Source organism: Achromobacter deleyi (assembly GCF_902859705.1).
Lineage (GTDB): Bacteria > Pseudomonadota > Gammaproteobacteria > Burkholderiales > Burkholderiaceae_B > Achromobacter > Achromobacter deleyi.
Genome location: NZ_CADIJO010000008.1, coordinates 195,959 through 211,580 on the forward strand (window position 1 = coordinate 195,959; position 15,622 = coordinate 211,580).

The window sequence follows — 15,622 nt, forward strand, 5'->3', positions numbered from 1 at the left end:
CGACGGTGAAGCACCCCATCCGAAGGATCTTTGCACTGACCGCCAGCGCCACGCTGCTGGCCGGCCTGGCCGCCTGTGGCGGCAGTGACGACGATGACGACGACGCCACCCCGCCCGCGGTCTCCGTGCCCCAGGGCGCAACGCTGGACGTGGCCATCCTGGGCACCACCGACCTGCACGCCAACGTGCTGGGCTACGACTACTACAAGCTGGCCGAAGACAAGAGCTACGGCGTGGACCGCACCGCGACGCTGATCGCCAACGCCCGCAAGCAGAATCCGAACACGTTGCTGTTCGACAACGGCGACACCATCCAGGGCACCGCCCTGTCCGACTACCAGGCGCTGGTCGCGCCCGTGCAGTGCTCGGGCATGCTGGCCATCTACAAGCAGATGAAGCTCCTGGCCTACGACGCGGCCACGATGGGCAACCACGAATTCAACTACGGCCTGCCCTTCCTGTCGCAGGTCACCAACGTCGACTTCGGCCTGGCAGGCATCACCAAGGGCACCGCCCAGACCAACCCGGGCGGCGCCAAGGAATGCGCCGCGCCGGGCTTCCCGTTCGTGTCGGCCAACGTCGTGTCGGCCGCCACGCAGCAACCGATCTTCAAGCCCTGGACGCTGCTGACCAAGACCTTCAAGGCCACCGACCCCGCCGGCAAGAGCATCGACGTGTCGCTCAAGGTGGGCGTGATCGGCTTTGCGCCGCCGCCCATCATGCAATGGGACAAGGCCAACCTCGAAGGCCACGTCACCGTCGCCGGCTGGAAGGAAACGGCCGCGCGCTACGTGCCGGAAATGCGGGCCGCTGGAGCCGACCTGATCGTGGCGCTGGCGCACGGCGGCATCGACATGACCACGCCCTACAGCCCGTCGATGGAAAACGGCGCCGGCTACCTGAGCCAGGTCGCGGGCATCGACGCCCTGATCACGGGCCACCAGCATCTGCTGTTTCCCGACACCAATCCCAAGTCGCAATTCGCGGGGCAGCCGGGCATCGACCTGGAAAAAGGCCTGATCAACGGCGTGCCGGCGGTGCAGGCCGGCCAATGGGGCAACAACCTGGGCCAGATCAAGCTGAAGCTGGCCTATGACAAGGGCTGGAAGGTGCAGAAGGACGCCACCCAGGTGCAGCGCATTTCCACGCGCCTGACCGCGCAAAGCGGCAACACCCCGGCCACCTACGTCGAGTCCGACAGCGCCACGCAGCAACTGGTGCAGGCGGAACACGCGGCCACCATCGCCTACGTCAAGACGCCCATCGGCCAGAGCCAGTTCGACATGGCCACCTACTACGCGCTGACAGGCGACGTGTCGGCGCTGCAAGTCGTGAACATGGCGCAGATCGACTACCTGAAGGACTACATCGCCCGCAACAACCCCGCCTATGGCGCCCTGCCGATCCTGTCGGCGGCCGCGCCGTTCAAGGGTGGACGCAACGGGCCGGGTGACTTCACCTTCGTGCAGCAAGGCAACATCGCCATCAACAACGCCGCCGACCTGTACCTGTATCCCAACACCTTGCAGGTGGTGCGGGTCAGCGGCGACATCGTGCGCCAGTGGCTGGAGAAGACCGCCGAACAGTTCAAGCGAATCGACCCCGCCCAGGTCGCGCCGCAGGATCTGGTCGACACCAGTTTCCCGACCTTCAATTTCGACGTGCTGTACGCCGAAGGCAACGCGCTGCGCTACCAGATCGATGTGACGCAACCCAAAGGTTCGCGCATCACGGGGTTGACGTATCAGGGCGCGCCGCTGGACCTGGCGGCGCAGTTCCTTGTCGTCACCAACAACTACCGCGCCAGCGGTGGCGGCGACTTCCCGGGCCTGGCAGGCGGCAAGGGCGACATCGTGCTGCAAGCGCCGGACGCCAGCCGTGACGTGCTGATCAGCTACATCAAGAAGCATCCCGTGCTGGACCTGGCCACCTACGGCCTGGCCCGCAGCTGGGGCTTCAAGCCGCTGGCCGCGCTGGCCGGCCCCGTGGTGTTCTCGTCGGTGCCCGGCACGCTGGGGCTGGCCAACGCGCACGGCGTCAGCAACGTGTCGGTCTACGACGCCACGCCTGACCCGGTGACGCAGCTCTCGCGCTACGCGGTGGACCTGACCCACTAAGCCGCGGCGTCATGGCGGCGGCGCATGCACAGGCCGCCGCCATGACGACCGTTCAGCGGTAATACACGCAGATGCGCTTGCCGCCGATCTCGTGCACGTCGATCGGCAGTTCATACAAGGCGCCCAGCACCTCGGACCGGATCAGTTCGGCTGGCGGTCCGTAGTGCGCCACCCTGCCCGCCTTCATCGCCACGATGCGGTCCGCGTAGGCCGAGGCGAAATTGATGTCGTGCAGCACCAGCACCACGGTCTTGCCCAGCTCGTCGGCCGCGCGCCGCAGCGTGCCCATCATGGCGACGGCGTGCTTCATGTCCAGGCTGTTCAGCGGTTCGTCCAGCAGCACGTAGCGGGTGTCCTGGCACAGCACCATCGCCACGAAGGCGCGCTGGCGCTGGCCGCCCGACAGCTGGTCCAGATAGCGATCCGCCAGCGGACCCAGATCAAGGTAGTCGATGGCGCGGTCGATGTGCGCCTTGTCGTCCAGCGTCAGGCGCCCGCCCGTGTGCGGATAGCGCCCGAACGCCACCAGGTCACGCACCGTCAGCCGCAGCGGCAAGTGGTTGTCCTGCCGCAGGATGGACAGGCGCCGCGCCAGTTCGCGGCTGTCGGTGCGGGTGACGTCCAGGCCATCGACCTGGATCTGCCCGGCAGACATCGGCAACAAGCGGCTGATCATCGACAGCAAGGTCGATTTGCCCGCGCCGTTCGGGCCGATGATGGCGGTCACGCCGCCGGCCGGCAGCGCCAGCGTCACCTGGTCCACCACCACGGTGTCGTCGTATTGCTTGCTGACTTGCTGGATATCGATCATTGGCGTCCCCTGCGCAAGATCAGGGCCAGGAACATCACTCCGCCCACGAATTCAATCACCACGCTGACGGTCGTGCTCAGGCCCAGCACCCGTTCCAGCAACGTCTGGCCGCCCACCAGGAAGATCACGCTCAGCAGCACCGCGGCCGGCACGGTGTAGCGATGCTTGTCCGACCCCATGGCCTGATAGGCCAGGTTGCTGACCAGCAGGCCGAAGAATGTCACCGGCCCCACCAATGCCGTCGATACCGACACCAGCACGGCAATCGCGGCCAGCGTCAACAGCAGCGTGCGGCGGTAGTCCACGCCCAGGTTCAGCGCAATCTCTCGGCCCAGCGCCAGCACGTCGTAGCGGCGCCGCATGCGCCAGACCAGCAGCGTCGCCGCCGCCACGGCCGCCAGGGCGAACGGCAACAGGCCCGTGCGCACCGAATTGAAATTGGCGAACATGCGGTCTTGCAGCACCAGGAATTCATTGGGGTCGATCAGGCGCACCACGAAGCTGGACAGGCTGCGAAACAGCAGGCCGAACACGATGCCCACCAGCATCATCAGGTGCAGGCTGCGCACCGCGTCGGTGAACAGCCAGCGAAACAGCAGGCAGGCGAACGCGGTCATGGCGCACACTTCCAGCGCGAAGGCCGCCACGGGATGATTCACCGCGCCGGCCATCTGGCCAAAGCCGAACACCACCACCGCCTGGATCAGCAGGTACAGCGAATCGAAGCCCATGATGGCAGGCGTCAGGATGCGGTTGTGCGTGATGGTCTGGAACAGCACCGACGACACCGCCACCGCGTAGGCCACCAGCAGCATCGCCGCCAGCTTGCCGCCGCGAAACGGAATCACGAACGACCACTGGCCGTTGGCGCCCAGCGTCATGAAGCCGGCCACGCACAGCAAGGCCGCCACGGCCAGCAGAGCCAGGCGCCACGCCTGGGGCGAACGCGGGGTCACGGCACGCAAAGCGGTCCGAAGCACAGTGTCAGCCACGACGCCCCCTGCGGCTGCGCAACAGGCACAGGAACAGAATGCTGCCCACCACGCCCACCACCGTGCCCAACGGAATTTCATACGGGTGGATCACCAGCCGGCCGATGATGTCGCAGGCCAGCACGAACACGCCGCCCAGCACCGCCACCCACGGAATCGACCGCCGCATGTTGTCGCCCAGCAGCAGGCTCACCGCGTTGGGCACAATCAGGCCCAGGAAGGGAATGCCGCCCGCCGTCACCACCACCACGGCAGAAATCGCCGACACGATGAGCAAGCCCATCAGCGTCAGGCGCGCGTGGTTCAGGCCCAGGTTGGCGGCAAACTCGCGGCCCATGCCGGCCACCGTGTAGCGGTCGGCGGCCAGGTAGGCCGCCGCGGCCAGGCCGAAGCCGATCCACAGCAATTCATAGCGGCCGCGCAGCACGCCGGAAAAATCGCCGGTGGTCCAGGCATGCAGCGATTGCAGCAGGTCATAGCGGTAGGCCACGAAGGTGGTCACCGCATGGATCACGCCGCCCAGGATCAGGCCGATCAGCGGCACGATGAACGGCGTGCGCAGCGGCACGCGCCGCAGCAGCGCCAGGAACAGCAGCGTGCCGGCCAGCGCGAATCCGGTGGCCGTCAGCATCTTGCCGATGACCGGCGTGTCCGGCGCCAGCAGGGTCACCACCAGGATGCCCAGCGTGGCCGACTCGACGGTGCCGGCCGTGGTCGGCTCCACATAGCGGTTGCGCACCAGCATCTGCATGATCAACCCGGCCACCGCCAGCGACATGCCGGCCAGCAGCAGGGCCAGCGTGCGCGGCACGCGGCTGACCAGCAGCAGGCGCCAGGCGCGCTCGGCGTCCGGCCCGCCGGTCAGCGCGGCGAACGAAAACGAACCGGCGCCCAGGCTGATGCTGGCCGCACACAGCCCCAGCAGCAACAGCAGCAACGCCGCCAGCCCCGCCCAGCCCTTGATGGCCCCGCCAGCCTTCACCTGCCCGACCCCGTGTTGCGCACCATGCGTTTACTTCGCCGCCGACAGCGCGCGGGCGATATCGTCCACGTTCTGTTGCATCGCCGTCAGGCCCGCGCTGCCCAGCAGGTACCAGTTGTAGCCATTCAGGTAGACCACGCGCTGCTGCTTCCAGGCCTTGGTCGGGCGGATCAGGTCGTTGTCCAGCATGCGCTGGGCCGACGTGCCTTCGCGCCCGATGGCCGCGTCGCGGTCGATCACGAACAGCCAGTCCGGATCGGTCTGGGCGATGAACTCGAACGAGATCGCCTGGCCGTGGTTCGACACGCTCAGGTCCTTGGCGGCGGGCGTAATGCCGAAGGCATCGTGGATCACGCCAAAGCGCGAGCCCGGGCCGTAGGCGCTCATCTTGCCGCCCGTGGTCAGCACGATCAGGCCCGTGCCGGCGTTGGCGGCCTTGCCGTGCAGCGCCGAGATCGAGGCGCGCAGCGCGTCCAGCTTTTCCTTGGCCAGCGCCTGCTTGCCGTAGATCGCGGCCAGCGTCTCGGTATTGCGCACCACGCTGCCCACCAGGTCCTTGGCGTCGGCCGTCAGGTCGACCGTGGGCGCCAGCTTGGCCAGTTCGTCGTACTTGGGCGCCGAGCGCCCGGCCACGAAGATGACCTGCGGCGCGGCCGCGTGGATCACTTCGTAGTTCGGCTCGAACATGCTGCCGACCTTCAGGTAGCGCTTGTCGGCGTACTGGCTCAATTGCGGCGGCAGCTTGGCGGCCGTGGGCACGCCCGTCACGTCCACGCCCAGCGCGTGCAAGGTGTCCAGCACCGCCAGGTCCAGCACCACCGTCTTGGCGGGATTCTGCGGCACGGCGGTTTCACCGCGCGCGTGCTTGACCGGCACGGTCTGGGCCGCGCATACCGCGCTGGCTGCGCCCAGCGCCAGGGCGGCGCCAAAGCGCGCCAGCCAACGGCCGGCTTGTCCTGCTTGTGCTTGCTTGATCATCGTCATTGCCTCTGAATGTTGCGCGCGCACGGCCTGGCGGCGGTGCGCGCTGATGTTGCCCCTCCCCGAGGGCTTAGAACTTCACGCCCACGCCCAGCCAGTAGCGGCGGCCGTCTTCCACGTAGCCGTAGTCGTCATAGCCGACCTGCTTGTCGAACAGGTTGTAGATGCCGGCGTACACCGACACCTTCTTGTTGACCGCGTACGATCCGCCCAGGTCCATGAAGGTGTAGGACGGCGCTACCAGCGACGACGACGACGGGCCGGTGATCGGCTGGCTTTCCTTGCCGCGGTAGTTGACGCGGGCCCAGGCTTCCAGGGCGTCCGACGCCTGCCAGTTCACCGTGGTGGTGAACAGGTGCTTGGGCAGCTGGTTCAGCGGCTGGCCGGCGTACTGGCCTGACTTCTGCTCGGACTTGGTGAACGTGTAGCTGCTGGTCACGGACCAGTCACGCGCCAGCGGCAGCTTCATGCTGGCTTCCACGCCGCGCGACACCGCCTTGTCCACGTTCATATAGGTCGTGGGGTTGGCACCGAACTGGTTCGGCCCCTCGGTGCACTGCGACAGCGGGCACGCCACGCGGGTGATCTTGTCCTTGAAGTTGTTGTTGAACAGCGTCAGCCCGGCATTGAAGCCTTCGCCGTCGTCATACAGCAGGCCGATTTCCTCGGTCACCGACTTTTCCGGCGTCAGGTCCGGGTTGCCGTACATGTTGCCGCCGCGGCTGACCTGGCCCCAGCCGGCCACCGTCTGGCGCAGATCCGGTGCGCGGAACCCGGTGGATACGCCGCCCTTCAGGGTCCAGCGTTCAGCCATGTGCCACACGCCGTACAGGCGCGGGCTGAAGTGGCTGCCGAAGTTCTCGTCCTGGTCCATGCGCAGGCCGCCGGTCAGCGCGAAGCTGTCGGTCAGGCGCCATTCGTCTTCGGCGAACACGGCCCACTGGTAGCGGTCCACCTTGCTGGGCCCGCCGGCCAGCTGGTTGCCGGTCTGGTCGGTCAGGCGCTGCGACAGGTAGCTGCCGCCCAGCGTCAGCATGTGCGAACCCAGCGGCAGCGACCAGCTGGTCTGCAGGTCCAGGTTCTTGATCTTCATCTGGCGCGAACGGTTGTCGAACTCTTCCTGCTGCACATAGCTGTCGGACACCGCCCAGCCCCAGCGGCCGGTGTGCGACAACGCCCACTTGCTGCTGCGGTAATCGGTCTCGGACGACGCCGGGCAACCCGTGCGCGCGCAAGCCTGCCCCGGCGGCAACGGCGCCACGGTCTTGCCCAGGGTGTTCTCGTACTTCTGGCGGCTGGACGTGGCTTCCAGCACGATGTCGTGGTCGCGGTTCGGCGTCAGCGCCAGCTTGGCGGTGATGTTGGTGGCGTTGCGCTTGCGGTAGCCATCGACGATCCTGTCTTCGTCGCGCTGGGTCGCCTGGCCATAGATCTGCAGGCCCAGCAGGTCGTTCTTGATCGGACCGGCCAGGTAGAAGTTGCCCTGGTAGATGTCGCCCGACTTGCTGCTTTCCTGGATGGTGGAGTCCATGCGGATTTCACCGCCCCACTCGCTGGGCACCTTGCGGGTGATGATGTTGATCACCCCGCCCATGGCGTCCGACCCATACAGCGACGACATCGGGCCGCGCACCACTTCAATGCGTTCGATCGCCGAGATCGGCGGGGTCCAGCCGCCTTCCACGCCGCTCGAATCCGAGTTGGTGCGGGTTTCGCGGGAGTTCTGGCGCTTGCCGTCGATGAGAATCAGCGTGTACTTCGGACCCATGCCGCGCAGGCTGATGTCCTGGCGGTCGCCGCCGCCGGTCACCACCACGCCGGGCACCTCGACCAGCGCATCGGTGACGTCGCGGTAGAACTTCTTTTCCAGGTCCTGGCGCGTGATCACGCTGATGGACGCCGGCGCGTCCTGGATCTGCTGTTCGTAACCGCTGGCCGTCACCACCACGGTGTCCATGACCTTGGGCGCGGCCGAATCCGCCGATTGCGCCCAGGCCGATTGGCCCATGCCCAGGCCCGCTGCGCACAAGGCGACGGTCAGGCGGGTACGCGGGCCGAATGCGCGCCGCGCGGCCAGATCGATGCTGCTCATGTTTCAGACTCTCCCGTCCCGGACAGTTGCCGCGCCCCGTGCACAGCGTCGCCGTCCGCTTCGTATTTTTAATGAAAACTATTCTCATATTAGAATTGAGGGGTCTGGAACGCTGCAACACGCTTTCCTCAACTTTTATCTTCTTCGCACTTCTTGACACTTCGGCAGCCACACACCCGCTATGCTGCCGGCGGCAACAGAACCCAAGCGCATGTCCATTCCTACCCAAATGGTGACGCGCCGCATCCTGTTGATCGACGACGACGTCGACCTGGCATTGATGCTGCGCGAGTATCTCGACCCTCACCACGTCGACCTGACGCTGGCGCACAGCAGCGCCCAGGGCCTGCCCCTGGCCTTGCAGGACGGCTATGACCTGATCCTGCTCGACCTCATGCTGCCCGACGGCAATGGCCTGGATCTGCTGCGGCGCCTGCGCCAAAGCTCGCGCCGCCCGGTCATCATGTTCACCGCGCACGGCGGCGAAACCGACCGCGTGCTGGGGCTGGAACTGGGCGCCGACGACTACCTGGCCAAGCCCTTCAGCCCGCGCGAGCTCAAGGCGCGCATCTGCGCGGTGCTGCGCCGTTTCGAGGAAACGCCCGAGGCGCCCGCGGCCGAATTGAACGTCGGCACGCTCTCGCTGGATGCCGCCAGCGGCCGCGCGCGGCTGGGCACCCAGGAAGTGCTGCTGACCGGTGCCGAACAACGCATCCTGGAAGTGTTGATGCGCGCCCCCGGCCAGGTGGTGCCGCGCGAGCAGATCAGCCTGTACGCGCTGGGCCGCACGGCCGACCGCTATGACCGCAGCATCGACACCCACATCAGCAGCCTGCGCAAGAAGCTGCGGCTGGATCACGCCGACGACGCCCCTGCCATCCGCAACCTGCGCGGCCTGGGCTATGTGCTGGCAGGCTCGGCCTGAATGGCCTGGCTGCCCGTCCGTTCCCTCTTCTGGCGCGCCTTCCTGACCTTCTGGGGCGCCATGGCCGTCATCATGGTCTGCGGCATGATGCTGACCGCGGCCGTGGCCTGGTACCGCGTCGATTCGCTGGACGGCCTAAACCCCGGCAACCTGACCCGCGACGCCGCCCAGATCGCCCGTGCGGAAGGCGCCGATGGCCTGCGCCGCTGGCTCGAAGCAATGGACAGCCGCTATTCGGCGCTGAAGATCTACGTGGTCGATGCGCAAGACCAGGACATTCTCGGACGGCGCCTGCCCACCCGCCTGCACGACTGGCTGACCGCCTTTCGCGGTTCGCACGAAGCCAGCCTGATCGCGGCGCTGGACACCCCGGCCGATCCGTCCGTCCTGCGCGTCTCGTGGTGGGACCCGCAGTTGCTCGTGCTGCCGGACCGCACCGAACTGCTGATGCTGTTCCTGCCCTATGACTCTTCGCATTGGGAAGTGCTGGGCCTGACCCCGGTGACGCTGGCGCTGCTGCTGTTTGCGCTGGCCGTAACCGCGCCTTTTTGCTGGGCGCTGACCCGGCACGTGGCCGCGCCGCTGGGCCAGTTGCGCCTGGCCGCGCGCACGCTGTCAGCCGGCCGCCTGGATACCCGCACGCCCGCCAGGCTCTCGCAACGCAAGGACGAACTGGGCCTGCTGGCACGTGATTTCGACGCCATGGCCCACCGTCTGCAAGCGCTGGTGGATACGCGCGAACAACTGCTGCGCCATATCGCCCACGAACTGCGCTCGCCGCTGGCGCGCCTGCGCCTGGGCGTGGAACTGGCGCGCCGCAAGGACGAACGCCAGGACTTGCAGCTGGACCGCATCGAACGTGAATGCGAACGGCTGGATGCGCTGGTGGGCAGCACCCTGCGGCTGGCCCGCATGGGCGCGCTGCCCTCGCCCACCGATACGCTGGACCTGGCCGACGTGGTGGATGACGTGGTGCAGGATGCCCGTTTCGAGGCCGGCGACCGCAAGCTGGGCATCACCTGGACGCGCCCGGCGCCGCTCTGGGTCACCGCCGACCGCGACAGCCTGGCCAGCGCCATCGAAAACGTGCTGCGCAATGCGCTGCGCTTCACCCCGGCGGGCGGCAGCATCCAGGTGCGCCTCCTGGCCGATGCCGGCGAGGCCTGCCTGGAAATCGAAGACAGCGGCCCCGGCGTGCCGGAAAAAGAACTGGCCTACCTGTTCGAACCTTTCTACCAAAGCCAGTCAGGCCCGGCCGCCCCCAAAGGCGGCGCGGGCCTGGGCCTGAGCATCGCGCGCGCCGCGCTGGCCGCGCACAAGGGCCGCATCTCGGCGCGCAACGCCGCGCCCCGCGGGCTCAGCGTGCGCATCGAACTGCCGCGCGCGGCGCCCTGAGGCGCCGCCGTCCGCTCAGTTGTAGCGGAACGTCGCGGTCAGCATGGCCGACCGGCCGGGCGCCACGTAGCTGAACAGGCCCACGTGCGACGCCTCGTAGATCGTTTCGTCGGTCAGGTTGTTCAGATTCAGCTGCAGGCCGAAGTTCTTGTTGAACTGGTAGGCCGCCATGGCGTCGTAGCGCCAGTAAGACGGCAGCTGGTACACGTTGGCATCGTCGACGTAGCGCTTGCCGGTGTAGGTTGCGCCCGCCCCCACGGTCAGTTCAGGCAGGAACTTGTAGGTGGTCCACAGGCTCGCGCTCTGGCGCGCGATGAACTTCATCTGCTTGCCGCTGAAGTCCGTGCCGCCGCTGGTGTAGTTCGTGACCGTCGGGTCCATGTAGCTGTAGCCCGCCCACACCTGCCACTTGCGGGTGATCGAGCCCGCCGCGCTCAGTTCCACGCCGCGTACGCGGTTACTGCCCGCCAAGGTGATGTCGCCCGTCAGCGGGTCGGCCGACCGTGCATCGGTCTTGCGGGTCTCGAACACCGCGCCGGTCAGCGACAGGCGCTCGTCGAACAGGTCCCACTTGGTGCCCAGTTCGATGCTGCGGCTTTTCTCCGGCGCCAGCGCTGCCGTGGCCGAGGTCAGGCGTCCGCCCGCCGCGCCGTCCGCGCCGCCCGACTGCCCGGCGGTTTCGCCGGACGGGTTGGACGAGGTGCCGTACGACACGTAGATGCTGCCATTGGGCGCCGGCTTGTAGACCAGGCCCAATTGGTAGTTCCACATGTCATCGGTACGATCCGCGCCGCCGCTGGACACGCGGTAGTTGTCGTAGCGCAGGCCGACGTTGGTTTCCCATTGCTCGCTGAACTTGATCGTGTCGAACACGTAGGCCGCGCGCGTGCTGGTCTTGGCCGCGTCGTACTTGGGGCCCCATGCCAGGCTGCCGGTGTAGGCCTGGTGCGGATTCGGGCGGTACAGGTCATCGAGCAGCGTGCGGTCAAAGCCGCCGCTGGAAATGCCGTCGCGCTTGATGATCTTTTCGGTGCTGTATTCCAGGCCGGCCGCGTAGCTGTGGCGGATGGCGCCGGTGGCGAACTCGCCGAACAGGTCGGTCTGGTTGATGAACGACCGGTTGGTCTGGTTCAGCGTGCGCAAGGCCTTGCTGATCTGCAGGCCCGGCGCTTCGGTCGAGCACGGCGCCCTGCCATAGGCCGGATTGGGGCGGTTGCTGACGCGGGCCGCGCAATTGTCGAACGACGGGCGCGTCATCACGTATTCGTTGCGCGATTCGCTGTAGCGCGTGCCGTTGCGCAGTTTCAGCGAATCGCTGAACTTGTGCTCGACCATCAGCGTGCCCATGTCGGCCTGGTTCTTGCGGTAGTCACGGCCGATCAGGCCGTAGTAGTTGTCGCGGTCGACCTTGGGCGGCGTCACGCGGCCCGGGCGCGATTCGTTCTTGAACGGAATGCCCAGGTCGGGCGTGTCGTCGTTCTGCAGGTGGTAGTAGCTGAGCGTCACCTGGGTGGGCGTACCCAAGCCCCAGGCAAACGACGGCGCCACGCCCCAGCGGTCGGTCTCGACGTGGTCGCGGCCGGGCACATCGCCGCCCTGCTTCATCACGTTCAGGCGGAAGGCCGAGCTTTCGCTGAACGCCCAGTTGGCGTCGCCGGTCAGGCGCCAGTTGTCGTCGGTGCCAAAGCCCACCGAACCTTCGACAAAGTCTTCCAGCTTCGGGCTCTTGCTGACCAGGTTGATGCTGCCGCCGGTCGAGCCGCGGCCGGAATAGGCCGAGCTGGGGCCCTTCAGGATCTCGACCGATTCCAGGTTGAAGGTCTCGTGCGAGAACCGGCCCAGGTCGCGCATGCCGTCGACCATCATGTCGGTGCTGGCTTCGTAGCCACGGATGAACGGCCGGTCGCCCGTCGGCGTGCCGCCTTCGCCGGCCCCGAAGGTGATGCCCGGCGCGGTGCGCAGCACGTCCATCAGCGAGGTCGCGGCGCGATCGCGCATCAACTGCTCGGTGATCACCGTGACCGAGCGCGGCGTGTCCAGCAGCGGCGCCGTCATCTTGGGCGACGAGGCGACGTTGGCTTCATAGCCGTCGCTGACCGCCTGCCCCTGCACGTGCACGGGCGACAACTGGTGCACGGCGCCGGGCGCCGCGCTGCCCTGCGCCAGCGCCAGCCCCGGGGACATCAAGGCGGCGCCGCACATGGCGGCATAAATCGTGGACGAGCCGGTACCTCCGGCATTGGCTACAGCCGATTCAGTCTTTTTCATGGGATTCCTGGGAACCTGCCCCGCGACAGGCTCCGCGACAACGTTCTGATTTTTTAGGAACGGCAATGATAGTTATTGCTATTCATCAATTCAACCAAATGTCAGGATTTATTCAGGAATCAGACAGAATTACGAAATTTCAGACAAAAGTGATGCATCCGCACGACAACGTCATGCATTGCACCGTATCAAACAGGGACGGAAATTCAGTCGGCGTCGGCCAGAATGGCGGCAGACAGGCGCGGCAGCACCCGCAGGGCGTTGGCGGTCGTGGCCTGTGCCACCTGCGCCGGGGATATGCCCCGCAAGTCCGCCAGCACCTGGGCGATGCGGACCAGTTCCCCCGGCCGGTTGCGCCGCTCGGGCGGGTGCAGCCAGGCTGGCGGTATATCCGGCGCATCGGTTTCCAGCACCAGGTGCTGCAGCCCCACGTCGGTGGCGTGGCGGCGAATCTGCAGCGCGCGCTCGTAGGTCATGGCGCCGCCCAGCCCCAGCGCAAAGCCCTGGTCGACAAAGGCCTGGGCCTGCTGGGCGCTGCCGTTGAAGGCGTGCGCGATGCCGCCGACGCGGTCATGGCGCCGCAGGTACTTCAGCAGGATGTCTTGCGATTTGCGCACGTGCAGCAGCACGGGCAGCTTGAACTCGGCGGCCAGCGCCAATTGGGCGGCATAGAAGCGTTCCTGCCGCGCCCGCGGTTCGCCGGACGCGATCTCGGGCACGAAGAAGTCCAGACCGATCTCGCCGATGGCCACGAAGCGCGGATCGCCCAGGGCCTGCTTGACGGCGCTGCGCAGCGCGTCCAGGTCGTCCTCTGACGCCCGCTGCACGTACAGGGGATGGATGCCCAGCGCATAGGCGCCGCCGGCCACCTGCGCAGCCAGGTCGCGCACCACCGAAAAATTGGCGCGCTCGACCGCGGGAATGACGATGGACTGGACGCCGGCCTCGCAGGCGTGCTCGGCGACCTGCCGGCGGTCGGCATCGAACTCGGCAGCGTCCAGGTGGCAGTGGGTGTCGATCAGCATGGCGGGGCCTCCTGGCGCTGATTATCCCCCGCCATGGGGCGGGCGGATACTGCCTGGGGCCGAGACGTCAGACGAGCCGGCCGTTTTCCATCAACAGCTGGCGATCGGCGCGCGCGGCCAGTTCGGGATCGTGCGTGACGATGGCGAAGGCCGTGCCCGATTCTTTGTTGACCCGGGTCAGCAGCTCGAACATGTTGTGCGCGGTGTGGCGGTCCAGGTTGCCGGTGGGCTCGTCGGCCAGCACGCAGACCGGACGCGTCACCAGCGCGCGCGCCAACGCCACGCGCTGGCGTTCGCCCCCCGACAACTGGCCGGGGTAGTGGCCTTCACGCGCCGCCAGGCCCACCAGGCCCAGGACTTCGCGTGCCGCCTCGCGCGCCTTGTCGCGATTTTCGCGGCGCACGATGAGCGGCATGGCCACGTTGTCCAGCGCCGAGAATTCCGGCAGCAAATGGTGGAACTGGTACACGAAGCCCAGGCTGCGGTTGCGCACCGCGCTCTTGCGGGCTTCGGACAGGCCGACGGCCAACTGGCCATCCACCGAGACCGCGCCGCTGGTGGGCACGTCGAGCAAGCCCAGGATGTGCAGCAAGGTGCTCTTGCCGGACCCGGATGCGCCCACGATGGCCACCATTTCGCCACGCGCCACCGTCAGGGTGACGTTGCTCAGGACTTCGATGCGGGCCGGGCCTTCGTCATAGACCTTGACGATGTTGTCGGCATGCAGCGCCGGCGTCAGGGAATCAATCATGGCGCAGCACCTGTGCGGGTTGCAGGCGCGAAGCGCGCCAACTGGGGTACAAGGTCGCCAGCAGCGACAGCACCAGGGACGTCAGGCCGATGACCATGATGTCGCCCATCTGGGGGTCAGACGGCAAGGCGCTGATGAAATAGACCTCGCGCGGCAGGAAGTGCACGCCCAGCATGCGCTCGATGAACGGCACGATCACATCGACGTTGTAGGCGATGATGATGCCGCCCACCACGCCCAGGAAGGTGCCGATCACGCCGATCAGGGCGCCCTGCACCAGGAAGATGCGGGCCACTTCGCCCGGCCCCGCGCCCAGGGTACGCAGGATGGCGATGTCGGATTGCTTGTCCTTGACGGCCATCACCAGCGACGACAGCAGGTTGAACGCCGCCACCGCGACGATCAGCGCCAGGATCAGGAACATCATGCGCTTTTCGGTCTGCACCGCCGCGAACCAGGTGCGGTTGTTGCGCGACCAGTCGCTGGCCATGACGTACGGCGGCAGCACCTTGCGCAGTTCGGCGGCCACTTCGGGCGCCTTCTGCATGTCGGCGATGCGCAGGCGCACACCGGCGGTACCACTGTCGCGAAAGACCTTGGCCGCGTCGTCGTTGTCCACGAAGGCCAGCGACGAATCGTATTCATAGTGGCCCGACGAGAACACGCCCACCACCGTGAACTGGCGCATGCGCGGCGCGAAGCCGGCCGGGCTGATGGAGCCCTGCGGCGCCATCATCAGCAGCGTATCGCCCACCTTGACGCCCATGCCGTCGGCCAGCTCGTTGCCCAGCACCACGCCGAAGCCGCCCGGTTTCAGGTCGGTCAGCTTGCCCGAGACCATCTGGCGCGGCAGGTCCGAGACATTGCCTTCGGTGCCCGGATCGATGCCGCGCACCTGCACCCCGCGCAGCGCCTGTCCCCGCACCAGCATGCCCTGCGCCGCCACGAAGGGCGCGCCGGCCTTGACCTCGGGATTGCGCTTGGCCGCATCGGAGAACTGCTGCCATTGCTCCAGCACGCGCTCTGGCGCGGCGCCGGGAATGTAGAGTTCGATGTGCGGCAGCACCGACAGCATGCGGTCACGGACCTCTTTCTGGAAGCCGTTCATGACCGACAGCACCACGATCAGGGCGGCGACGCCCAGCGCGATGCCCGCCATGGAACTGGCAGCGATGAAAGAGATGAAGCGATCGCGGCGGCCGCGTCGCTGGCGGATTCGGGCCAACCCGGCATAGCGGGCGCCGATCCAGAGTTCGTAGGGTATTTTCAGCACGTGCGCATTA

Annotated in this window: 12 protein-coding genes; 3 read left to right on the forward strand and 9 right to left on the reverse strand. The window is 67.0% G+C overall.

The genetic code is table 11. The features are described from left to right. Window positions 1–5 precede the first annotated feature (5 nt). Window positions 6–2,117 carry a 5'-nucleotidase C-terminal domain-containing protein gene (locus HV798_RS14320; protein ID WP_175192077.1) on the forward strand — a complete coding sequence of 704 codons (2,112 nt, stop codon included), beginning with the start codon at window positions 6–8 and terminating at the stop codon, window positions 2,115–2,117. 52 nt (window positions 2,118–2,169) lie between these two features. Here HV798_RS14320 and HV798_RS14325 read toward each other — a convergent pair whose 3' ends face one another. From HV798_RS14325 to HV798_RS14345, 5 genes are all read right to left on the reverse strand, one after another. Next, a complete protein-coding gene (locus HV798_RS14325; RefSeq protein ID WP_175192076.1) occupies window positions 2,170–2,928 on the reverse strand; it encodes an iron ABC transporter ATP-binding protein in 759 nt (252 codons plus the stop codon). Continuing rightward, window positions 2,925–3,884 carry an iron chelate uptake ABC transporter family permease subunit gene (locus HV798_RS14330; protein ID WP_484456032.1) on the reverse strand — a complete coding sequence of 320 codons (960 nt, stop codon included), beginning with the start codon at window positions 3,882–3,884 and terminating at the stop codon, window positions 2,925–2,927. The genes HV798_RS14325 and HV798_RS14330 overlap by 4 nt, the downstream gene beginning before the upstream one ends. 28 nt (window positions 3,885–3,912) lie before the next feature. After that, window positions 3,913–4,902 (reverse strand): ABC transporter permease, encoded by a 990-nt coding sequence (locus HV798_RS14335; RefSeq protein ID WP_175192074.1) that lies wholly within the window; start codon window positions 4,900–4,902, stop codon window positions 3,913–3,915. 30 nt (window positions 4,903–4,932) lie between these two features. Continuing rightward, window positions 4,933–5,886 carry a siderophore ABC transporter substrate-binding protein gene (locus HV798_RS14340; RefSeq protein ID WP_175192073.1) on the reverse strand — a complete coding sequence of 318 codons (954 nt, stop codon included), beginning with the start codon at window positions 5,884–5,886 and terminating at the stop codon, window positions 4,933–4,935. A 67-nt stretch (window positions 5,887–5,953) separates the two neighbouring features. Further along, the gene (locus tag HV798_RS14345; RefSeq protein ID WP_175192072.1) at window positions 5,954–7,975 is read right to left on the reverse strand and encodes a ligand-gated channel protein; all 2,022 of its coding nucleotides are present in this window, start codon (window positions 7,973–7,975) and stop codon (window positions 5,954–5,956) included. A 229-nt stretch (window positions 7,976–8,204) separates the two neighbouring features. Here HV798_RS14345 and HV798_RS14350 point away from each other — a divergent pair, with 229 nt between their 5' ends. Beyond that, on the forward strand, window positions 8,205–8,900 hold the full coding sequence (locus tag HV798_RS14350) for a response regulator transcription factor (RefSeq protein WP_175192226.1): 696 nt from the start codon (window positions 8,205–8,207) through the stop codon (window positions 8,898–8,900). Further along, a complete protein-coding gene (locus HV798_RS14355) occupies window positions 8,901–10,295 on the forward strand; it encodes an ATP-binding protein (RefSeq protein ID WP_175192071.1) in 1,395 nt (464 codons plus the stop codon). Window positions 10,296–10,310: 15 nt separating this feature from the next. On the opposite strand, the gene HV798_RS14360 is transcribed toward HV798_RS14355, so the two are convergent. The 4 genes from HV798_RS14360 to HV798_RS14375 form a co-directional block, all read right to left on the reverse strand. Then, a complete protein-coding gene (locus HV798_RS14360; protein ID WP_175192070.1) occupies window positions 10,311–12,563 on the reverse strand; it encodes a TonB-dependent receptor in 2,253 nt (750 codons plus the stop codon). A gap of 206 nt (window positions 12,564–12,769) precedes the next feature. Beyond that, a complete protein-coding gene (locus tag HV798_RS14365; protein ID WP_175192069.1) occupies window positions 12,770–13,588 on the reverse strand; it encodes a TatD family hydrolase in 819 nt (272 codons plus the stop codon). 67 nt (window positions 13,589–13,655) lie between these two features. Further along, on the reverse strand, window positions 13,656–14,339 hold the full coding sequence (locus HV798_RS14370; RefSeq protein WP_025136023.1) for an ABC transporter ATP-binding protein: 684 nt from the start codon (window positions 14,337–14,339) through the stop codon (window positions 13,656–13,658). Continuing rightward, window positions 14,332–15,564, reverse strand: coding sequence for a lipoprotein-releasing ABC transporter permease subunit (locus tag HV798_RS14375; RefSeq protein WP_246288815.1), 1,233 nt, complete (start codon window positions 15,562–15,564; stop codon window positions 14,332–14,334). Before HV798_RS14375 ends, HV798_RS14370 begins: the two co-directional genes overlap by 8 nt. Window positions 15,565–15,622 lie beyond the last annotated feature (58 nt).